Below are 19,371 nucleotides of genomic sequence, written 5' to 3' on the forward strand. Positions count from 1 at the left end.
TTCGATCCCCGGGCCGGGCCTGCCGCGACGCCGCCATGCGCGGAAATCCGCTGCCCGGCCGACCCGTTGCCGTGTCAGAATCCAGCGCATGCCAGTTCGATACCCGAGCCCCTTGCGCCCCGGTGACCGCGTCGGAGTCACCTCCCCGTCCAGCGGAGTCGACGAGAGGCTCCGCGAGCGCCTTCACGTGGCTGTCCGCGAGGTGGAGGCACGCGGATACGAGGTGGTCCTCGGACAGTGCATGGACGGCTCGGGTCATGTCAGCGCTCCCGCCGCCGCGCGTGCGGAGGAACTGATGTCGATGCTGACCGATCCCGGCATCAGGGCCGTAGTGCCGCCGTGGGGCGGGGAGTTGGCGATCGACCTCCTGCCGCTGCTCGACTGGGACCGGCTGCGCGCCGCCGAACCGACCTGGCTCGTGGGGTACTCCGACCTGTCGACCCTCATCACCCCGCTGACCCTCCTCACCGGGACGGCGACCGTTCACGGCAACAACCTCATGGACACCCCGTACCGAACCCCCGACGGGCTGCTCTCCTGGCTCGACATCGTCGGCGCACCGCGGGGGAGCCGGTTCGCACAGATCCCGCCCGGCAGCCACAGAACCTCGGGCTGGGACGACTACGCCACCCGGCCAGAGGTACGGGAGTACACGCTGGACACCCCCGGCACCTGGACGCGGCTGGACGGAAGCGAAGACGTGGACGTGGAGGGCCGCCTGATCGGGGGCTGCATCGAGACACTGTGCAACCTCACCGGGACCGCCTACCTCCATGTGTCCGACTTCGCACGCACCGAGGCCCCGGACGGGCTGCTGGTCTATGTGGAGGCCTGCGGCGACGACGCCTTCACCATCGGCCGGAACCTGCACGGCATGCGGCTGGCCGGCTTCTTCGACGCGGCGAACGCGGTGCTCGTCGGACGGACCTCGGCACCGGGCACCCCCTCGCTGTCCCAGCACGAGGCCGTGCTGGATGCGCTCGGCCCGTTGAACGTGCCGATCATCGCCGACATGGAATGCGGCCACGTCCCGCCCCACATGCCGCTCGTCAACGGGGCACACGGCCGCCTGATCCACACACCGACGCGGAGCGAACTCATTCAGACCTTGGTCTGACGGACTTGGGGGGGGAGGGGCTGGCCATGCCGACCGGCCGGGTCGAGCGGGGGCAGGTGCTTGTGGCGCCCGGTTCGGTCGACGCGCAGGTCGGCTTCGCGGCGGACATCTCACTGCTGGCCGAGGAGCACGGCGCTGTCGAGGTACGCACGGGTGAGCGCCTCCGGTTCCACATCCGTACCGCCGCGGTGTGGGGCGTCGTGGCACTGCCCCACGACAGCGGCGTGCTCCGGCCGCTGCACCTGGGCGCGGTGACGGTCACGCTCGAACAGCCCGTCGCCCTGGAGGAAGGCCAGTCCTTCGCCCTTCGGCACCGCGGCCGCGCCGTCGGCTCAGGGACCGTGACCCGGCTCCCGCGCCGGGTCACTCCGCCCGCGCGTCCAGGTAGCACAGGTACATGATCACCGACGGGATTTTGACGTTGAGTGCACCCGCGGTCTCGGTCAGTTCCTCCTCGTAGGCGAGCAGCTTGCCGGTGTACGCGTCGAAGATGAGGGTGTGCCTTGCCGGGAGCCCCCCGTAGTCCGAGTCGACGTAGAACGCCTGCCCGGTACGGCCTGCCCGGTCGATGACGGATCCCCGGTATTTGACGTCGCGCCGCGTGGTGAGGAGGTCGAGCAGGGCGGCGCGCTGCCGTCCGTTCCAGAGTTCGCTCAGATGGTGTTCCGCCACGGAGTCGAAGAGCTCCCCTGAGCCCGCGTACTTCTCGTAGTGGGCGAGGAGCCAGCCGCCCATGCCGCGTACGTCCTCCGGGGCGGGCCGGCCGTGCGGGCCGCTCTTGGCCGCGGGCCCCGATTCGCCCTCGGTGAGTTCAGGGTCGTCGCCGAGCGAGCCGGAGTCCGCCCACACCTCCTCGTCCTGGGCGTTCTGGAACTGCGGGCGCTTCGTCCGTGCCTTCCACTTCTGCGAGCCGTCGGGCTTCTTCCACGACTCCCGCTCCTCCGGGACGACCGCGGAACGGGCCTGCAGGCCGTCCACCTGCGTCCACAGCGCCCAACTCTCGCGCTTGAAGTACAGGTTGCTGCCCGCCGGAACCGACGACGTGTCCTTCCGCGCGGCCGCCGCGAGCCGCCCCAGTACCTCCTTCGCCGTCTCGCCGTCGGCCCTGTAGGTGAGGGCGGGCGGAGTCACAGCCTGTGCGGGCTGGGCGTGGGGGCCGAAGAGGGTGTACGCCGACACGGCCACCGCCATCGACGTCGCCACCGCCAGACCGGCCAGCGGCCACCGCCACCTGTGCAGGCCGCGCGACACGGGCGGCGGCATCGGCCGGCGCGCGCACAGCACCTTCCGCAGCAGTTGCTCGCGGTCGTCCCCGGTGGCCCGCCAGTCGTCCCGTGCCGCGTTGCCCGCGGCCGGGTCGATCGCCTTCAGCGTCTCCAGAGAGCTGTCCTTCGTCCCGTCCTTCATCGCGTCCCCCATTTTGTTCCGCCCGGCCCGTCTGCCGCTGCCACGAAGGGTGTTGAGCGCTGCTGTGGTACGTCCGTCGAGGCGACGGCCTGCCGGAACCGGCGGCGTGCGCGGTGCAGCCGTACATGGAAAGCGGCGGTGGAACAGCCCACCGCCACCGCCGCGTCGCGCGCACTCAGCCCTTCCCAGACATCGACGCGCAGCACTTCCTGATCGGCGGGGCTCAACGCGTCGAAGACCGCCGCGACCAGCAGCCGTTGGGACACGGCCGCCGCGTGATCCTCCTCGATCCGCTCGGCGGCCGGCTTCCCGGCGAGGGTGTCCATGAGCGCCTCGCGGCGTCTCGCGTCGCGGTAGGTGTTGGCCAGCGTCAGCCGGGCCACCCCGTACAGCCAGGGCAGCAACCGGTCCCGGGGCGCCTCGTGCCAGCGCCGCCAGGCGACCGTGAACACCTCGGCCACCACGTCCTGCACGGAATCGGCGCTCGCACGTCGCCGCACGTAGCTCTCTACGGCCGCGAAGTGCCGACGGTAGGCCTCGGTAAACAACTGCTCGTCGTTCATCGTCCTCCTGTCCCCTCCACCTGCTCTATGTCCGGGGCGGGGCGGGACTTACAGGGGGAGGGGCGGGAGTTTCCCTTCCGCTGCCCGCCCGCCTGCCCGCTGGGCAAGCCCCAGGGGTGAAGTGGCCCTGCCGCAGGGCGAGTCGGGGTGCATGGCCAAGGGGGAGGGTGAGGCCTACGATGGCGGGGCCAGGGCTCGGGTATCCGTAGACCAAAGGACCGTCATGACGCTTCCTCCAGGGCAACGTGCCGTCGATGGATTTCCGCGCTTCGGCAAGGACCTGAAGAACCCGCCGCCGCCCGTCCCCGCCGACCCGGTGATCAAGCTGGCCGGAACGGGTGTCCTGACGGAGGATGTCACGGTGGCCGTGTCGGAGCTGGGGAAGCTGCCCCGGCGCGAGGTGCGGGCCGATTTCCACTGTGTGGCGGGGTGGTCGGCGACCGGGCTGGTGTGGGAGGGAGTCGCGTTCAAGGACTTCTACCGGGTGCTGGTGGAGCCGGTCCTGCTGCCGGGAGCGGCGGTGAGCCATCTCGTGTTCACGGGGGCGGACGGAGTGCGGGCGATGGTGCTCCTTGAGGACGCGCTCGGCGAGGACGTGCTCGTCGCCGAACGACTCGGCGGGGAACCGCTCACGGGGGACCACGGCGCTCCGGTGCGGCTGGTCAGCCCCTGGCAGTACGGGTACGTCAACATCAAGCACCTCTGCCGGATCGAGTTCCACGTCACCGCGCCCGCCGTCACCGACCGGTGGTCGCCCCTCGCGGCGCACCCCCGGGCCCGGGTCCGCAAGGAGGAACGGCACCGCCGGTTGCCCGGGTGGGTGGTGCGGCCGTTCTACCGGGGGGTGGTCGTGGTGATCAGGGTGCTCAGCGCAAAGGGTGCGAAGGGTGCGAAGAGCGGGAAGGGTCCTTAACCCCCGCGACCGGACTCGCCCGCCGCTCAACTCGTGTGCAGCATCAGAGCGATGCCCACCACCATCAGCCCCGCCGCCGCGATGCGCGGACCGCCGAAGCGCTCCTTCAGGAAGATCGCGCCGATCGCCGCGCCCACGATGATGCTCGACTCGCGGAGCGCCGCGATGGGTGCCAGCGGGGCGCGGGTCTGCGCCCACAGGACCAGGCCGTACGCGACGACGGCGAGCGCCGCACCGGTGAGGCCGCGTACCGCGAACGGGCGTACCTGGGTGAGGAGTTGGGTCCTGCGCCGGTACAGCGCGTACGCCGGGATGGCGAGGCCCTCCAGGACCATCAGCCACGCGAGGTAGCCGAGCGACGTGCCCGACGCACGCACGCCGAGGCCGTCGACCGTCGTGTAGAGCGCGATGGTGAGACCGGTGGCGAGTGCCGCGCCGATCGCCGCCCACTGGGGCTTCCTGCCGGAGCCCTTGATGCCCCACAGGGCCACGCCGACCAGGCCCGTACAGGCCACCGCCACCCCCGCCAGCTGCCAGCCGGTGGGGATCTCGTCGGCGAAGACCGCCGCGAGTGCGGTCACGGCCAGCGGGGCCGAACCGCGGGCGATCGGATACATCTGGCCGAAGTCGCCGAGCGTGAACGACCGCATGAGCAGCATCATGTACGCGACGTGGAGGGCTGCGGACAGGGCCAGGCAGGGCCAGGCCGCCGCCGCAGGGAACGGCACGAAGAGCGCGCCCACCAGGCCGATGAGCAGTCCGCCGCCCGAGATGAGGGTGAAGGAGACCAGTTGGTCCTTGATGTGGTGCGCCATCGCGTTCCAGCTGGCGTGCGTGAGGGCGGCGACGAGGACGGCGGCTATGACGAGCGGGGTCACGCGGCACCGCCCGCGGTGCCCTCGCGTACGACGAGCGGGGTCATGCGGCGCCGCCCGCGGTGCTCTCGTGTACGACGAGCGGGGTCACGCGGCGCCGCCCTCGGTGCTCTCGCGTACGTCGACGAGGGTGGCGCCCGCGTGCCCGATGAGCGTGTCCGGGGCCATCGGGAAGACCGTGTGCGGGGTGCCGGCGGCGGCCCAGACGACCGGGTGGGTGAGCAGGCCCCGGTCGGCGAGCACACGGGTCTTGGTGACGTGGCCGAACGGCGGCACACCGCCGATCGCGTAACCGGTGGTCCCCCGTACGAGATCCGCGTTCGCCCGCCTGACCTTCTGCGCGCCCAGCACCTGGCGCACCAGCTCGACGTCGACGCGCGAGGAGCCGTCCATCAGCACCAGGACCGGCGCGTTGGACTGCTTCTCGTAGACCGCCTCGAAGATCAGCGACTTGACGATCTCGCTGACGTCGCAGCCGAGCGCGGCGGCGGCCTCGGCCGCGGTGCGGGTGGCGTCCGGGAAGCGGCGTACATCCGCTTCGAGGGACTTCAGCCCCATCTCGTGGAGTGCCCCGGAGAACAGCGGGTGGACAGCGGTGGGTTCGGAGGTGCTCATGGCCCGCACGCTACTGGTAGCTGTACGGGCCATGCGAGTGTGTTCCGAGGGGCGGCGGGTGCCTCAGCGGGGCGGCCGGCGCCTCAGCGGGCGTTGAGGACTTCCGCGACGACGGGTCCGGCGGAGTCGCCGCCGTGTCCTCCGGCCGGGACGGTGGCCGCTGCGGCGAGGTCGCCCGCGTAACCGGTGAACCAGCTGTCGGACTTCTCCTGGCCGCCCATCTCGGCAGAGCCGGTCTTGCCGCCCTTGGGACCGCTGACCGACGACATGGCCTTCGCGGCCGTGCCGTCGCTGGCGGTGCGGGAGAGCAGGGCCCGCATGTTCGCGGCGACCTCGGGGGAGAGCGAGCGGCCCGTGGTGGCGAACTCCCGGTCGTCGAGGTCCTGGGCCACCAGGTAGGGCTGGTGGAAGGTGCCGGTGGTGGCGGTGGAGATGACCGACGCCATGTTCAGCGGGTTCATCTGGACCTGGCCCTGGCCGATGTACTGGGCGGCCGCCTCGCCACCGGTGCCCTCGGGGATCCTGCCGTCGAAGGTGCCGATGCCCGTCTGCCAGTCCAGGCCGACGCCGAAGACGTCCCGGGCGAACTTCGGCAGCGCGGAATCGTCGCCGACGTCGTCGATCAGCTTGATGAAGGCGGTGTTGCAGGACTGGGCGAAGCTGAGCGAGAAGGGCGCCATGCCCAGCTCGAAGTTCTTCAGGTTGTGGAAGGTACGGCCCTGGTAGACGGCCTCCTTCGGGCACTCGGTCGGCTTTTCGGGGCTGACCAGGCCCTTCTCCATCAGCATCGCCGCCGTGACGATCTTGAGGGTGGAGCCGGGGGCGGTGACGCCGCCGATGGCCTGGTTGCCGGAGCCGTTGGCGATGGCCCGGACCGCACCGGTCCTGCGCTGGAGCGCGACGACCGACCCGCCCCGCTGCTTCACCGCCTTCTCCGCCGCCGCCTGGACCCCCGCGTCGAACGTCGTCCTCAGCTCACCGGGGACACCCTTGGCAAGGGTGAGGAGTGTGCGGGCAGGGGCCGTCGTGCCCTCGGCAGGCTCGATGTACAGCTCGACGCCCGGCCTGCCGTCCGTCTTCTCGCCGTACTTCTTGCGGAGCTGGTCCAGGACCGGGCCGAGCGAGGGGTACTTCTCCTTCGTCAGCTCCTTGCCGTTGTGGTCGACGGCCTTGATGGGCGGCGCGGTCGCCGTGCCCGTCTTCAGCGTCTCGCCCCGCTTCAGCCCCGGGTGGACGACCGTCGGCTGCCAGTCGACCAGGGCCTTGCCGCTGCTCTTTCCGCGGACGACGGTGAGGGAGGAGGCGTAGGCGATCGGCTTCTCCTGCCCGCCCGCCGCGACCTTGCCGGTGAGCGTGAACGGCACCTTCGTACCCTGTGCAGTCCCCGGGACGATCTTCAGGCCCGAGATGTGGGCCTCGTCGAAGTACGTGGTGAGGACATGGGAGGCGACGGCGGAGTTGTTGGTGCGCTGGGCCGCCGTGGCGGCGTCCGCCTGGGCCCAGGCGGCGAAGAACGCGTTCGAGGTCTCCGTGACCTCGTCGGCGGAGGGCGGACCGGACGTGACGTCCTTCGTCTCGACCTCGGTGCCGGCCCCGCCCTTGGCGGAAGCGGTGCTGCTGCCGCTGCCGCCCGTGATGCCGGTGTAGAGGTTGTAGCCCCCGTACCCCACACCCCCGGCCACGATGACGAACGCCCCGCCCACTATCGCGATCCTGACCCCACCGCGCATGCCGCAGTCCCCTCCCCAGGAGCTCCCCGGCATTGATGCCGGGGAGTTATCGGGGAGTGACTCTACGGGGTGAGGGGTGACAGGAGCGACGGGCGTTATGTGACTGGTACGTGGGGTGGGACACAGCCGGGCCGGGCCTGACCGGCGGCCCTACAGCTTCCGCCCGCAGTGCGGCCAGGGGCTCGCCCCCCGCTGCACGTACAACTTCTTCGCCCGGAAGGTCTGTTCCGACGCCGGGGCCTCGTGGGCGGCGCCCGAGCCGCCCAGCGCCTGCCAGGTCTGCCGGTCGAACTGGTACAGGCCGCCGTACGTCCCGGACGGGTCCGTCGCGCCCGGCCTGCCGCCGGACTCGCACTGCGCCAGACCCTCCCAGTTCAGTCCGTCCGCCCCGGCCACCGCCGTCGGCATCGGCTTCGTTCCGACCTTGACGATCCGGTCCACCGGCTGCCGGGCGATCTCCTCCGAGAACCTCTTCGGCTTCTCCTTCACCCCGTTGACGGTCCGCAGGACGTACGTGACCTTCCGCGAGCCCGGCTCCCCGGCCCGTACGACCTCCTCCGTGCCCTTGAAGACCGACGGGTCCTCCTTGCGGATCACCTTGAAGGGGATCGGCTCCTCCCGGACCTCCCGCGAACCGGTGATCCGCATGACCGTCACCGTCTGCCCGTCGCGCGGGAAGCTGTCCAGCGGTACGGAGGTGGTGTCCTGGTTGCCGAGGGAGATGCCGGCCTCCTGGACCGCCTCCTCCACCGTCGCCGCGTTCGTCCGGATGGTGCGCTCGCGGCCGTCGGCCATCACCGTCAGCGTGCGTTCCGTACGTACGTCCAGGGACAGGCCCCTGCGCGAGATCGCGGAGGACCGGGACGCCGACAGGTACGCGCCCTCCGCCCGCACTCCGAACTGGCGCAGCGCGCCGTCGACGGTCTGCGCCGTCGTCCACACCTGGCGGCGCTCGCCGTCGAGCGTGAGCACGATCGGGCGGCCGTACCGGACGACGACCTCGTCACCACTGGCCAGCGTCTGGCCCCGGCCGGGCGCCACCAGGTCGTGCTCGCCGACCGGGACGCCCTCCCTCTTCAGGAGTTCGCCGACGTCGTCGGCGAAGGTGTGCAGGGTGCGGGGGGCGCCGTCGACGCTCAGCTCGATCGACTTGTCGTTGGCGACGAACGCCGAGGTGCCGCCCGCCAGGAACGCGACCACCAGGGCCTGCGGCACCAGCTTCCGGAGAGTGTCCGGCTTGTGGTCGCCGCCGGACGCCGCGCCCGTGCCGCCCTTGCGGCGGCGGGCCGCACGCCGGGTGTCGGGTGCCGCGGCCGCCACGGCGACCGTCGGCCACGAGGCCTGGTTCTGGTGGGGGAGGAGAGGGCCGCCGTCCGGGGCGGAAGGGTCCGGGACGGTGGAGGGGGCGGCAGGGGTGGCCGGGGTGGCGGGGGCGGCCGGGGCGTAACTCCCGTACGAATACGGTTCGTACGGCTCCTCGGGCTCGTACGGCTCGTACGGCTCGTAGGGCGCCTGCGTCCCGTAGGCCGGCTGGTAGGTGTCGTACGAGGGCGCCGGCGGGGGCACCTCGTACGTCACACCTCCCCCGTACGGGGCAACCGTCTCCTCGTAGGCCCCCGCACCGCCGTACGGCTGCTGCGGCTCGTACGACCCGTACTGCGCGTCGTACGACAGCGCGCCACCCTGCGTATTGCTCACGTCGCTCCCGGTCCGCCCGACAGGCGGACCGGATGCCGGGCCGCCACGTGCTGCGGCCCGGGACACTAGCGGAGGAGTCGTCACTCTCCAAAGCGACGCGACTACGCAGGGTTGCGCGACGAACCCCAGTGCGAGCTCCCCAGTGCGAGCTTCCGTGCGCGCGCCGGGCCGGACCTAGTAGCCGAACGCGCGGGCCGTGTTCGCCGAGATCGCGGTCGCCATGGCGTCCTCGTCGATCCCCTTCACCGCGGCCATCGCCCGCACCGTGATCGGAATCAGATACGGGGCGTTGGGCCGACCGCGGTACGGGGCGGGGGTGAGGAAGGGGGCGTCGGTCTCGACCAGGACAAGCTCCAGCGGAGCCACGGCGAGCGCGTCGCGCAGCGGCTGGGCGTTCTTGAAGGTGACCGTCCCGGCGAAGGACATGAAGTAGCCCCGGTCCGCGCACACTTGGGCCATGTCGGCGTCGCCGGAGTAGCAGTGGAAGACGGTCCGCTCGGGTGCGCCTTCCTCCTCCAGGACGCGCAGGACGTCGGCGTGCGCGTCGCGGTCGTGGATGACCAGCGCCTTGCCGTGCCGCTTGGCGATCTCGATGTGCGCGCGGAACGACCGCTCCTGCGCGGCCATGCCTTCGGGTCCCGTACGGAAGAAGTCGAGTCCGCTCTCGCCGACGCCGTGGACGTGCGGGAGGGCGGCGAGCCGGTCGATCTCGGAGAGTGCGTCGTCGAGGGCGGCGTCTCCGCCGCCGGGGCGGGCGCCCTGCCGCGACCAGCCGTCGGGGTCGCCGAGGACGATGCGGGGGGCCTCGTTGGGGTGCAGGGCGACGGCCGCGTGGACGTGCTCGTGGGCGGCCGCGGTCTCGGCCGCCCACCGGGAGCCCTTCACATCACAGCCCACCTGCACCAGGGTCGTCACCCCGACCGAGGCGGCCGTGGCGAGGGCCTGCTCGACGGTGGTGTCCTGCATGTCCAGGTGGGTGTGCGAGTCGGCCACCGGCACCCGGAGGGGTTCGGGTGCGGGCGGCGCGGCGTTCTTGTCGGGGCTCGGGCTCATGCGGTCGATCCTACGAAAGCCGCAGGCCCGGCCCCCAGCGGATTACTCGCGGAACAGCCGGATCACTTCCGGAAAGGGTGCAGCAGGTCGGACAGGTGCCAGTGGTGCGGTTCGCGCGGCTGCGGAACGTCGGCGTCCGACTCGGCGAGCGGCGGACCGGCCAGGGGGGCCGTCTCCGCGGCGCGCTGCTGGAGCTCCTGGATGGACGACACCTGGCCGGAACGCATGATGCGGACGACGGTGCCGCCGCAATTGAGGCAGGAGGGGCGGGACAGGGGGGACGGGACGCGCTGGCCGTCCGCGCGGTACACGACGAAGGGGTGACCGGAGCCGTCGGTGTGGTGCTCTATCTCGTACGCCTGCTCCCAGCCGTGGCCGCATTTCATGCACGCGAAGGCGTACGCCTCCTGTGCTGTGGCCTGTGCCGTCGCCTGCGTCTCTGCCGTGGTCCGTGCCGTGCCCAGTGCGGTGATGCTGCCGGCTGTGCTCTGCGCGATCTCGCTCATGCCAGCTCCTTTCCACTCACCATCCAGTGGACGCCTGATCCGGCCGAAATGCGACAGAGCTGTCAAAACGTGGGGAGTATTTGACGAGTGCCTGAGAAAGCTGGCTTATGCACGGGATTCGCTTTGCATTTCAAGACACTCCTTTACCTTCGCCGCCCTTCGCGGCCCCCGTCCGAGCCGCATTCTTTGCCGCCACCACAGCATCGAACACCTCCCGCTTGGGAAGCCCCGCGTCGAGCGCGACAGCGGCGATCGCCTCCTTGCGGCGCTCGCCCGCCTCCTCGCGCACCTGCACCCTGCGCACCAGCTCGTCGGCGTCCAGCTCGGCGGGACCGGCCTGGGGCGCACCCTCGACGACGACCGTGATCTCACCCCGTACGCCCTCGGCGGCCCACTCGGCAAGCGCCTTCAGCGGACCGCGCTTGACCTCCTCGTACGTCTTCGTCAGTTCGCGGCAGACGGCGGCCCGCCGCTCGTCGCCGAACACCTCGGCCATCGCGGCGAGGGTGTCGTCCAGCCGGTGCGGAGCCTCGAAGTAGACGAGGGTGCGGCGCTCATCGGCGACCTCGCGCAGCTTGCCGAGGCGCTCGCCCGCCTTGCGCGGCAGGAACCCCTCGAAGCAGAACCGGTCGACGGGCAGCCCGGACAGCGCGAGCGCGGTGAGGACCGCGGACGGGCCCGGTACGGCCGTCACCCTGAGGTTCTTCTCGACGGCCGCGGCGACCAGCCGGTATCCGGGGTCGGAGACGGACGGCATGCCGGCGTCCGTCACCAGCAGCACCCGCGCCCCGCCCTCCAGCGCCTCGACCAGCTCGGGCGTGCGCGCGGACTCGTTGCCCTCGAAGTACGACACGACACGCCCCGACGTGTGCACCCCGAGCGCCTGTGTCAGACGGCGCAGCCGACGGGTGTCCTCGGCGGCGATCACGTCCGCCGTCTCCAGCTCCTTCGCCAGGCGCGGCGGGGCGTCGGAGACGTCCCCGATGGGCGTCCCGGCGAGGACGAGGACCCCGGCGCCGGGTGCGGCGGTGGAAGCGGCAGAGGCAGATGCGGGTGCAGTCGATCCAGTCACACGGCCCATCCTCCCAGGGTGGCCGGGCGACGCGCACAGCCGCGTTCCCTACGATGGCGCGGTGACGAGTACTGCGCCCCACGCCCAGCACGGACGGGCCCCCGAAGAGGAACCGCCCACCTGGCAGCAGCGGCTGCGCAGATTCGGCTATGCGCCCCGCCGCACGGTCGGGCTGCGGGAACGCCTCGTGCCCCCGTACGTACGCCCGCCCGGACCGTATCTGTGGTCCCTGCTGCGGATCTCCCCGGCCGGTGCCGACCGCCTGATGCGGCTCGCCCCCTGGGGCGGGCCGCTCCTCGTCACGCTGGTCGCGGGGCTCATCCGGTTCTGGAACCTGGGCAAGCCCGACGCGGTCATATTCGACGAGACGTACTACGCGAAGGACGCGTGGGCGCTGGTCAACCAGGGCTACGAGGGCAGCTGGCCCAAGGACGTCGACAGGAGCATCCTGGCGGACCCGGGCTCCGTCCCGATCCCCACCGACCCCGGGTACGTCGTGCACCCGCCGGCCGGGAAGTGGCTGATCGGCTGGGGCGAGCAGCTCTTCGACTTCTCGCCGTTCGGCTGGCGCTTCACGGTGGCCGTGCTCGGCACGCTCTCGGTGCTGCTGCTGTGCCGCATCGGGCGGCGGATGTTCCGCTCCACCTTCCTCGGCTGCCTGGCCGGGCTGCTGCTCACCGTGGACGGCCTGCACTTCGTGATGAGCAGGACGGCGCTGCTCGACCAGGTGCTGATGTTCTTCGTGCTCGCGGCCTTCGGATGTCTGGTCGTCGACCGGGACCGGGCGCGCCGCACACTCGCCGACGCGCTGCCTGTGGACGAGGACGGGTTGCTGCGGCCGGACGCGAAGACCGCGGAAGGACTGCGGCTGGGGTGGCGGCCGTGGCGGCTGGCCGCCGGGCTCTGCCTCGGGCTGGCCTTCGCCACCAAGTGGAGCGGCCTCTACACACTGGTCGTCTTCGGCCTGCTGACCGTCTTCTGGGACGTGGCCGCCAGGCGCACTGCCGGTGCGAAGCGGCCGTACCTGGCGGTGCTGAAGCGCGATGTGCTGCCGGCCTTCGTGTCCACCGTCCCCGTCGCGATCGGCACCTACGTCGTCTCCTGGACCGGCTGGCTGCTCACCGACAAGGGGTACTTCCGCGACTGGGCGAAGGGGCGGGCGGGGCTCTCGCCGGACCGCGTGGGGGGCATTTCGCTGCCCCAGTTCGACATGACGTGGGTGCCGGAGTGGCTGCGCAGCCTGTGGCACTACGAGAGCGAGGTCTACTCGTTCCACATCGGGCTGACCTCCGGGCACACCTACCAGTCGAACCCGTGGTCGTGGATCGTCCTCGGCCGTCCCGTCTCGTACTACTACGAGTCCCCGAAGCCGGGCATCGGCGGCTGCCCTTCGAGTGAGAAGGAGAAGTGCGCGAGCGAGGTGCTGGCACTGGGCACACCGCTGCTGTGGTGGGCGGCGGCGTTCGCCCTGCTGTACGTGCTGTGGCGCTGGTTCTTCCGCAGGGACTGGCGGGCGGGGGCGATTCTGGCGGGCGTGGTGGCGGGATGGCTGCCGTGGTTCCTCTACCAGGAACGGACGATCTTCTACTTCTACGCGGTCGTCTTCGTGCCGTTCCTGTGCCTGGCGGTCGCGATGATGGCCGGCGCGATCCTCGGCCCACCGGGGTCGGACGAGAGGCGCAGGGCGGTGGGGGCGATCGGGGCGGGGGTGCTGGTGCTGCTGATCGTCTGGAACTTCATCTACTTCTGGCCGATCTACACGGGGACGACGATGCCGATCGGGGAGTGGCGGCATCGGATGTGGCTGGACACGTGGATCTGACTCCAGCCCGTCCGGCGTTTGAGGACGCGCGGCGCAGCCGTGCACCGGGCGCAGCCCGGGACCCCCGCCCCCACCGGCGCCAGCCATGAACCGCCTGCGGCGAGCAGTTTCGGGAAGGGTGGGGAGGGGCCGAATCCGCGAAGCGGCCCACTCACCCGCACCGCACCCAGCGGGCTGAGAGGACCCCGTACGCTTGAGCGGTGAGTACCCCTGAGCCCTCCTCCGCCTCCGACTCCCTTCTCGGTCCCGCCGACATCCGGGAGCTGGCCGCCGCCCTCGGCGTACGTCCGACCAAGCAGCGCGGTCAGAACTTCGTCATCGACGCCAACACCGTCCGCCGCATCGTGCGCACGGCCCAGGTGCGCCCCGACGACGTCGTGGTGGAGGTCGGGCCCGGCCTCGGTTCGCTGACGCTCGCCCTGCTCGACACCGCGGACCGCGTCGTCGCCGTCGAGATCGACGACGTGCTCGCGGCGGCGCTTCCGGCCACCGTGCAGGCGCGGATGCCGGGCAAGGCCGACCGGTTCGACCTCGTGCACTCGGACGCGATGCTGGTCGAGGAGCTCCCCGCGGAGCCGACCGCGCTGGTCGCGAATCTTCCGTACAACGTCGCCGTCCCCGTACTCCTGCACATGCTGGAGCACTTCCCGACCATCGAGCGCACCCTCGTCATGGTCCAGGCGGAGGTCGCCGACCGGCTCGCCGCGAAGCCCGGCAACAAGGTGTACGGAGTGCCTTCGGTCAAGGCCAACTGGTACGCGGACGTCAAGCGCGCCGGTTCCATCGGCCGCAATGTCTTCTGGCCCGCGCCGAACGTCGACTCGGGGCTCGTGTCCCTCGTGCGCCGGGAGAAGCCGGTCGAGACCACCGCCACCCGGCGGGAAGTCTTCGCGGTCGTCGACGCCGCCTTCGCCCAGCGCCGCAAGACGCTGCGCGCCGCGCTCGCAGGCTGGGCGGGCTCCGCCCCGGCGGCCGAGGCCGCACTCGTCGCCGCCGGGATCTCCCCGCAGGCGCGCGGCGAGGCCCTGACGGTGGAGGAGTTCGCGAGGATCGCGGAAGCCAAGGCGAGCGCCGAGGCCACGGCATGAGCGCCACCCCGGTGACCGTCCGCGTCCCCGCCAAGGTCAACGTTCAGCTCGCGGTGGGCGGGGTACGCCCCGACGGCTTCCACCCCCTCGCCAATGTGTTTCTCGCCGTCGGCCTGTACGACGAGGTGACGGCCACCCCCGCCCCTGAGCTCCGCATCACCTGCACGGGACCGGGCGCGGACCGTGTGCCCCTGGACCGTACGAACCTGGCGGCGCGCGCCGCGATCGCCCTCGCCGAGCTCCACGGCCTGGCCCCCGACGTCCATCTGCACATCGCCAAGGACATCCCCGTCGCGGGCGGCATGGCGGGCGGCAGCGCGGACGCGGCCGGTGCGCTGCTGGCGTGCGACGAGTTGTGGGGGACGAAGACATCGACCGATCAACTCCTGGCGATCTGCGCGGAGTTGGGGAGCGATGTGCCCTTCTCCCTGGTGGGCGGGGCGGCCCTCGGGGTCGGGCGGGGCGAGCAGCTCACGCCGCTGGCCGTCGGCGGCGGGTTCCACTGGGTCTTCGCGGTCGCGGACGGCGGGCTGTCGACGCCGGCCGTCTACGGAGAGTTCGACCGGCTCACGGCCGGCGCGGAGGTCCCGGAGCCCGAAGCCTCCGAGAACCTCCTCGCCGCGCTCCGTACCGGAGACGCGACCGCCCTCGCGGCGGCCCTGACCAACGACCTCCAGGCCGCCGCGCTCTCGCTGCGCCCCTCCCTCGCTGCCACCCTGGCGGTGGGCACGGACGCGGGAGCCCTGGCCGCACTGGTCTCCGGCTCGGGCCCGACGACGGCCTACCTGGTCAAGGACGCGGAAGCCGCGAAGCGGGTCGCGGACGCGCTGCTGGCGTCCGGGACCTGCGTGGCGGCCCGCCCGGCGGTGTCACCGGCACCGGGAGCGACCGTCCTTTAGAGGTTGGTCGGCCGGTCGGAGGCGGGTCAGTCGGTCAGCTTCGCCAGGAAGGCGAAGAGGTTGGTGCGGGTGCGGTCGATCTGCTCGTCGACGGTCAGCGACTCCTCGAACCGGCCGCCCGGCTGCGCCGCCTTCTTCCCGCGCACGTACAGCGAACAGGCCATGTCGGTGCAGATGTAGATGCCGACCGAGTTCCCCTGGCGGCCCGCCGGGCCCGCCTTGGGCGCGGTCATCAGGGACACCCCGCTGCCGGAGTGCGTCGTCATGCAGATCGCGCACATGCTGCGGTGCAGGAAGCCGCGCTGACGGGACGGGAAGCGGAAGGTCACGCCGAACAGGCGGCCGTCCGCCGGGTCCTCCGTCACCAGATAGCTGCGGTCCGGCGCCGACAGATCCCGCCAGCCCATGAAGTCCAGATCGGCCCACGGGCGTTCGGCCAGGTCACGGGGCATGGGGAGACGCTTGGCCTCGCCCTTCGAGCAGTTGATGAACGACGACCTGATGTCGTTTTCGGTGGCTTCCCTCATGAGGTCGACGGTAAGTCTGCCTAGTACCTTTAGGCAAAAGATTAAATGGCATAGGCGGAAGCTCGTGTCCCTTCGGGCGGCACGGCACCCACCCGTACGGCCGTATCGCGGTCCTCCCGGCGGGCCGAACCCCCGCGTCGGCGATCTGCTGGATCTCGTACCAGAGGTACCGCCGACCTGAGGCAGGACGTCATGCACGCATCCGCATCCGCATCCGCATCCAGATCCACATCCGCATCCGTTTCCCGAATATCCACCGCTGCCGCGGCCACCGCCCTGCTGCTCGCCCTGGGCAGCGACGTCGCCTTCGCGCTCGACACCCCGACCGACCCCGGTGAGATCACCGTGATCGACACCTCGGAGGGCAAGGCGCTCGCCGACAAGAACGGCAACGCGCTCTACACCTGGGCGGGCGACGCGAAGGACACATCCCACTGCACCGGCGAGTGCGCCACGAACTGGCCCGCCGCCACCGGATACCCGACCAAGTCGGCCGACGTCACCGGTGAGACCAACCAGATCGACCTCGCCGGCAGCGACAAGAAGCAGGTCGTCCTCGACGAGAAGCCGCTCTACTACTTCAAGGGCGACGCCAAGCCCGGCGACACCAAGGGCAACGGCCTCAAGAGCCCCGACGGCAAGGTGTGGAGCCTGGTCGGGCCCGACGGCAAGGCGCTGGGCACGGCGGCGGAGCCGGAGACGAGCGACTCCCCGACGACGGAGGAGTCCCCGTCCGGCTCCCCGGGCACGGCCACGCCGTCCGCGCCCGTCGTGCCTCCCGTACCGCCCGCACCGACCGGCTCGGGGAAGTCGTCCGCCTCGGCCGCCCCGGTCGTACCGGGGAATCCGACCGCGACCACTTCGGGCAAGGCCACCCCGTCCGGCAAGGCCACCCCGTCGGGCAAGGCCACCCCGTCCGGTGCGGTCAAGGCCGGTACGGAGCAGGGGCAGGGGAGCGGCGGTGCGACCGGCATCGTGCTCGGCCTCGCGGGTGCCACGGCGATCGCGGCCGCCGGTGCCGTCTTCGTCGTACGACGCCGGAAAGGGCACGCGGGCGGCCACTCGTAGCGGCCCGTAACAACCCGTAACAGCGTGGGTGCAGGGGGTCCGGCGCCCGCCGTCGTGGTCGGCGGCGGGCGCCGACTACGCTGGGAGGTCTATCCGTCCCCGCCCCCTGGAGCACCCACTCATGGCCGTCAACCTGGTCAATGTCGAGGCAGTCAGCAAGGTGTACGGCACACGTGCCCTGCTCGACGGCGTCTCCCTCGGCGTCTCGGAGGGGGACCGGATCGGTGTGGTCGGCCGCAACGGCGACGGCAAGACCACCCTCATCCGGATGCTCGCACAGCTGGAGGAGGCCGACGGCGGGCGCGTCACGCACGTCGGCGGACTCCGGCTCGGCGTCCTCACCCAGCACGATTCGCTCGACCCGGCCGCGACCGTCCGGCACGAGGTCATCGGCGACATGGCCGACCACGAGTGGGCGGGCAGCGCCAAGATCCGCGACGTGCTGACCGGACTGTTCGGCGGGCTCGACCTGCCCGGCTTCGGGCAGGGCCTGGACACCGTCATCGGTCCGCTGTCGGGCGGTGAGCGCCGCCGTATCGCGCTCGCCAAGCTGCTCATCGCCGACCAGGACCTGATCATCCTCGACGAGCCCACCAACCACCTCGACGTCGAGGGCATCAGCTGGCTGGCCGGGCACCTCCAGTCGCGCCGGTCCGCGCTCGTCTGCGTGACCCACGACCGCTGGTTCCTCGACCAGGTCTGCACCCGCATGTGGGACGTCCAGCGCGGAGCGGTCCACGAGTACGAGGGCGGCTACAGCGACTACGTCTTCGCCCGCGCCGAGCGCGACCGCATCGCCGCCACCGAGGAGGGCAAGCGGCAGAACCTGATGCGCAAGGAGCTGGCCTGGCTGCGGCGCGGCGCCCCGGCGCGTACGTCCAAGCCGCGCTACCGCATCGAGGCCGCCAACGAGCTGATCGCGGACGTGCCGCCGCCGCGCGACACCAGCGAGCTGATGAAGTTCGCCAACGCGCGGCTCGGCAAGACCGTCTTCGACCTTGAGGACGTCACCGTCCAGGCCGGCCCGAAGATGCTCCTCAAGCACCTCACCTGGCAGCTCGGCCCCGGCGACCGCGTCGGCCTCGTCGGCGTCAACGGCGCGGGCAAGACCTCCCTCCTGAAGGCCCTCGCCGAGGCCGCCCGTTCACAGGGCGACGTACAGCCCGCGGCGGGCAAGGTCGTCGTCGGCAAGACGGTCAAGCTGGCGTACCTCTCGCAGGAGGTCGGCGAACTCGACCCGAACCTGCGGGTGCTCGAAGCCGTGCAGAAGGTCCGCGACCGGGTCGACCTCGGCAAGGGCCGGGAGATGACGGCGGGGCAGCTGTGCGAGCAGTTCGGCTTCACCAAGGAGAAGCAGTGGACCCCGGTCGGGGACCTCTCGGGCGGTGAGCGGCGCCGGCTGCAGATCCTGCGGCTGCTGATGGACGAGCCCAACGTCCTCTTCCTCGACGAGCCCACCAACGACCTGGACATCGAGACGCTGACGCAGCTCGAAGACCTCCTCGACGGGTGGCCCGGCACGATGGTCGTCATCTCGCACGACCGGTTCTTCATCGAGCGCACCACGGACAAGGTCTTCGCACTCCTCGGCGACCACACGCTGCGCAACCTGCCGCGCGGGCTCGACGAGTACCTGGAGCGGCGCGCGAAGGTCGTCGCCGCCGCCACTCCCGCGGCCCCGGCCGCCGCGGCCGCGAAGGCCGCCGCAGCCAGGCCGGAGAAGTCCTCGGGCGACGCGCGTGCCGCGAAGAAGGAGCTCCAGAAGATCGAGCGGCAGCTCACCAAGCTCTCCGACCGGGAGACCAACCTGCACGCCCAGATCACCGAGAACTCCACCGACTTCGCCAAGGTCGCCGAGCTCGACGCCGAACTGCGCCGACTCATCGCGGACCGCGACGAGTTGGAGATGCGCTGGCTGGAGCTGGCCGAGGAAGCGTGACGTCAGCGCGGCCCCGGGCGGGCCGAGTGGCGTGCGGACAACGCCGTGGCGCAGTGCGGGACAACGCCGAGCGCGGTGCGGGACAACGTAGAGAACACGTAGAGGGCTCATAACGAGCGCATCACAGGCCGGTCCTCCCTTGGGAACAGGGGCGGGACCGGCCCCTTGTTCGAGGGTTCCCAGTGATAGAAAGAAGCCCCGCTCGACTGACGTATATCTGCGGGATCCAAGCCCGATTCGCTCCTTTCCGGGAGGATTTCACCGCCCGGAATCGCGGGGGAGACCGACCGGGCAGCGGACCCCCCGTGTGAAGAGGTAAGTGCTGATGTCTCAGCCGCCCAACCAGCCGCCGCAGGGGGGCTTCGGCGCCCCGCAGGACCCGAACGCTCCGCAGGGCGGGGCTCCGCAGGGCCCGCCTCCGGGTGCCCCGCAGCCGCCGCCCGGACCGCCGCAGATGCCGGCAGGCCCGCCGCCCGGAC

The 19,371-nt window shown here is 71.4% G+C and carries 18 protein-coding genes; 8 read left to right on the top strand and 10 right to left on the bottom strand.

Annotation, left to right across the window (positions count from 1 at the left end; translation table 11 throughout):
* The first annotated feature begins 88 nt into the window (after positions 1 to 88).
* Together AB0D18_RS16290 and AB0D18_RS16295 are read left to right on the top strand one after the other, a co-directional pair.
* Entirely contained in the window at positions 89 to 1,117 is a 1,029-nt protein-coding gene (locus tag AB0D18_RS16290) for a S66 peptidase family protein (RefSeq protein ID WP_362417817.1), read from the top strand.
* Positions 1,118 to 1,143: 26 nt separating this feature from the next.
* A complete protein-coding gene (locus AB0D18_RS16295) occupies positions 1,144 to 1,518 on the top strand; it encodes a hypothetical protein (RefSeq protein WP_362417820.1) in 375 nt (124 codons plus the stop codon).
* Here AB0D18_RS16295 and AB0D18_RS16300 read toward each other — a convergent pair.
* Together AB0D18_RS16300 and AB0D18_RS16305 are read right to left on the bottom strand one after the other, a co-directional pair.
* A complete protein-coding gene (locus AB0D18_RS16300) occupies positions 1,481 to 2,524 on the bottom strand; it encodes a CU044_5270 family protein (protein WP_362417823.1) in 1,044 nt (347 codons plus the stop codon). The genes AB0D18_RS16295 and AB0D18_RS16300 overlap by 38 nt on opposite strands.
* Positions 2,521 to 3,087, bottom strand: a complete 567-nt coding sequence (locus AB0D18_RS16305) for a sigma-70 family RNA polymerase sigma factor (RefSeq protein WP_362417826.1) — start codon at positions 3,085 to 3,087, stop codon at positions 2,521 to 2,523. Before AB0D18_RS16305 ends, AB0D18_RS16300 begins: the two co-directional genes overlap by 4 nt.
* A gap of 223 nt (positions 3,088 to 3,310) precedes the next feature.
* Here AB0D18_RS16305 and AB0D18_RS16310 point away from each other — a divergent pair, with 223 nt between their 5' ends.
* Positions 3,311 to 4,000 (top strand): molybdopterin-dependent oxidoreductase, encoded by a 690-nt coding sequence (locus AB0D18_RS16310; RefSeq protein ID WP_362417829.1) that lies wholly within the window; start codon positions 3,311 to 3,313, stop codon positions 3,998 to 4,000.
* 26 nt (positions 4,001 to 4,026) lie between these two features.
* Here AB0D18_RS16310 and AB0D18_RS16315 read toward each other — a convergent pair whose 3' ends face one another.
* The 7 genes from AB0D18_RS16315 to rsmI form a co-directional block, all read right to left on the bottom strand.
* Positions 4,027 to 4,878 carry a DMT family transporter gene (locus AB0D18_RS16315; RefSeq protein ID WP_362417832.1) on the bottom strand — a complete coding sequence of 284 codons (852 nt, stop codon included), beginning with the start codon at positions 4,876 to 4,878 and terminating at the stop codon, positions 4,027 to 4,029.
* Between the two features lie 84 nt (positions 4,879 to 4,962).
* Positions 4,963 to 5,490 carry a YbaK/EbsC family protein gene (locus AB0D18_RS16320; RefSeq protein WP_362417835.1) on the bottom strand — a complete coding sequence of 176 codons (528 nt, stop codon included), beginning with the start codon at positions 5,488 to 5,490 and terminating at the stop codon, positions 4,963 to 4,965.
* A gap of 83 nt (positions 5,491 to 5,573) precedes the next feature.
* Positions 5,574 to 7,220, bottom strand: a complete 1,647-nt coding sequence (locus AB0D18_RS16325; RefSeq protein ID WP_362417838.1) for a penicillin-binding transpeptidase domain-containing protein — start codon at positions 7,218 to 7,220, stop codon at positions 5,574 to 5,576.
* Between the two features lie 150 nt (positions 7,221 to 7,370).
* Entirely contained in the window at positions 7,371 to 8,786 is a 1,416-nt protein-coding gene (locus AB0D18_RS16330; protein WP_362418232.1) for a ubiquitin-like domain-containing protein, read from the bottom strand.
* Positions 8,787 to 9,092: 306 nt separating this feature from the next.
* Positions 9,093 to 9,971, bottom strand: a complete 879-nt coding sequence (locus AB0D18_RS16335) for a TatD family hydrolase (RefSeq protein WP_362417841.1) — start codon at positions 9,969 to 9,971, stop codon at positions 9,093 to 9,095.
* A 62-nt stretch (positions 9,972 to 10,033) separates the two neighbouring features.
* Positions 10,034 to 10,357 (bottom strand): hypothetical protein, encoded by a 324-nt coding sequence (locus AB0D18_RS16340; RefSeq protein ID WP_362418235.1) that lies wholly within the window; start codon positions 10,355 to 10,357, stop codon positions 10,034 to 10,036.
* A gap of 250 nt (positions 10,358 to 10,607) precedes the next feature.
* The gene (gene rsmI, locus AB0D18_RS16345) at positions 10,608 to 11,549 is read right to left on the bottom strand and encodes a 16S rRNA (cytidine(1402)-2'-O)-methyltransferase (protein WP_362417844.1); all 942 of its coding nucleotides are present in this window, start codon (positions 11,547 to 11,549) and stop codon (positions 10,608 to 10,610) included.
* Between the two features lie 61 nt (positions 11,550 to 11,610).
* On the opposite strand from rsmI, the gene AB0D18_RS16350 reads away from it, so the two are divergent.
* The 3 genes from AB0D18_RS16350 (at position 11,611) to AB0D18_RS16360 (ending at position 15,358) form a co-directional block, all read left to right on the top strand.
* Positions 11,611 to 13,371, top strand: a complete 1,761-nt coding sequence (locus AB0D18_RS16350; protein WP_362417847.1) for a phospholipid carrier-dependent glycosyltransferase — start codon at positions 11,611 to 11,613, stop codon at positions 13,369 to 13,371.
* Between the two features lie 200 nt (positions 13,372 to 13,571).
* Positions 13,572 to 14,459, top strand: a complete 888-nt coding sequence (gene rsmA / locus AB0D18_RS16355) for a 16S rRNA (adenine(1518)-N(6)/adenine(1519)-N(6))-dimethyltransferase RsmA (protein WP_362417849.1) — start codon at positions 13,572 to 13,574, stop codon at positions 14,457 to 14,459.
* On the top strand, positions 14,456 to 15,358 hold the full coding sequence (locus tag AB0D18_RS16360) for a 4-(cytidine 5'-diphospho)-2-C-methyl-D-erythritol kinase (RefSeq protein ID WP_362417852.1): 903 nt from the start codon (positions 14,456 to 14,458) through the stop codon (positions 15,356 to 15,358). The genes rsmA and AB0D18_RS16360 overlap by 4 nt, the downstream gene beginning before the upstream one ends.
* A 26-nt stretch (positions 15,359 to 15,384) precedes the next feature.
* Here AB0D18_RS16360 and AB0D18_RS16365 read toward each other — a convergent pair whose 3' ends face one another.
* Positions 15,385 to 15,885, bottom strand: coding sequence for an FBP domain-containing protein (locus AB0D18_RS16365; RefSeq protein WP_362417855.1), 501 nt, complete (start codon positions 15,883 to 15,885; stop codon positions 15,385 to 15,387).
* Between the two features lie 192 nt (positions 15,886 to 16,077).
* On the opposite strand from AB0D18_RS16365, the gene AB0D18_RS16370 reads away from it, so the two are divergent.
* A complete protein-coding gene (locus AB0D18_RS16370; RefSeq protein ID WP_362417858.1) occupies positions 16,078 to 16,953 on the top strand; it encodes a hypothetical protein in 876 nt (291 codons plus the stop codon).
* A gap of 121 nt (positions 16,954 to 17,074) precedes the next feature.
* On the top strand, positions 17,075 to 18,892 hold the full coding sequence (locus AB0D18_RS16375; protein ID WP_362417861.1) for an ABC-F family ATP-binding cassette domain-containing protein: 1,818 nt from the start codon (positions 17,075 to 17,077) through the stop codon (positions 18,890 to 18,892).
* Positions 18,893 to 19,371 lie beyond the last annotated feature (479 nt).

Origin of the sequence: Streptomyces sp. NPDC048442, assembly GCF_040651475.1 — a bacterium.
In the GTDB taxonomy this organism is placed as follows: domain Bacteria; phylum Actinomycetota; class Actinomycetes; order Streptomycetales; family Streptomycetaceae; genus Streptomyces.

Bases quoted from the DNA above. Each gene is read 5' to 3' on its own strand.
- AB0D18_RS16360 (WP_362417852.1), top strand. From the start codon at position 14,456: ATGAGCGCCACCCCGGTGACCGTCCGCGTCCCCGCCAAGGTCAACGTT.
- AB0D18_RS16370 (WP_362417858.1), top strand. From the start codon at position 16,078: ATGCACGCATCCGCATCCGCATCCGCATCCAGATCCACATCCGCATCC.
- AB0D18_RS16290 (WP_362417817.1), top strand. From the start codon at position 89: ATGCCAGTTCGATACCCGAGCCCCTTGCGCCCCGGTGACCGCGTCGGA.
- AB0D18_RS16305 (WP_362417826.1), bottom strand. From the start codon at position 3,087: ATGAACGACGAGCAGTTGTTTACCGAGGCCTACCGTCGGCACTTCGCG.
- AB0D18_RS16300 (WP_362417823.1), bottom strand. From the start codon at position 2,524: ATGAAGGACGGGACGAAGGACAGCTCTCTGGAGACGCTGAAGGCGATC.
- AB0D18_RS16295 (WP_362417820.1), top strand. From the start codon at position 1,144: ATGCCGACCGGCCGGGTCGAGCGGGGGCAGGTGCTTGTGGCGCCCGGT.
- AB0D18_RS16375 (WP_362417861.1), top strand. From the start codon at position 17,075: ATGGCCGTCAACCTGGTCAATGTCGAGGCAGTCAGCAAGGTGTACGGC.
- AB0D18_RS16310 (WP_362417829.1), top strand. From the start codon at position 3,311: ATGACGCTTCCTCCAGGGCAACGTGCCGTCGATGGATTTCCGCGCTTC.
- AB0D18_RS16365 (WP_362417855.1), bottom strand. From the start codon at position 15,885: ATGAGGGAAGCCACCGAAAACGACATCAGGTCGTCGTTCATCAACTGC.
- AB0D18_RS16320 (WP_362417835.1), bottom strand. From the start codon at position 5,490: ATGAGCACCTCCGAACCCACCGCTGTCCACCCGCTGTTCTCCGGGGCA.
- AB0D18_RS16325 (WP_362417838.1), bottom strand. From the start codon at position 7,220: ATGCGCGGTGGGGTCAGGATCGCGATAGTGGGCGGGGCGTTCGTCATC.
- AB0D18_RS16335 (WP_362417841.1), bottom strand. From the start codon at position 9,971: ATGAGCCCGAGCCCCGACAAGAACGCCGCGCCGCCCGCACCCGAACCC.
- AB0D18_RS16340 (WP_362418235.1), bottom strand. From the start codon at position 10,357: ATGAAATGCGGCCACGGCTGGGAGCAGGCGTACGAGATAGAGCACCAC.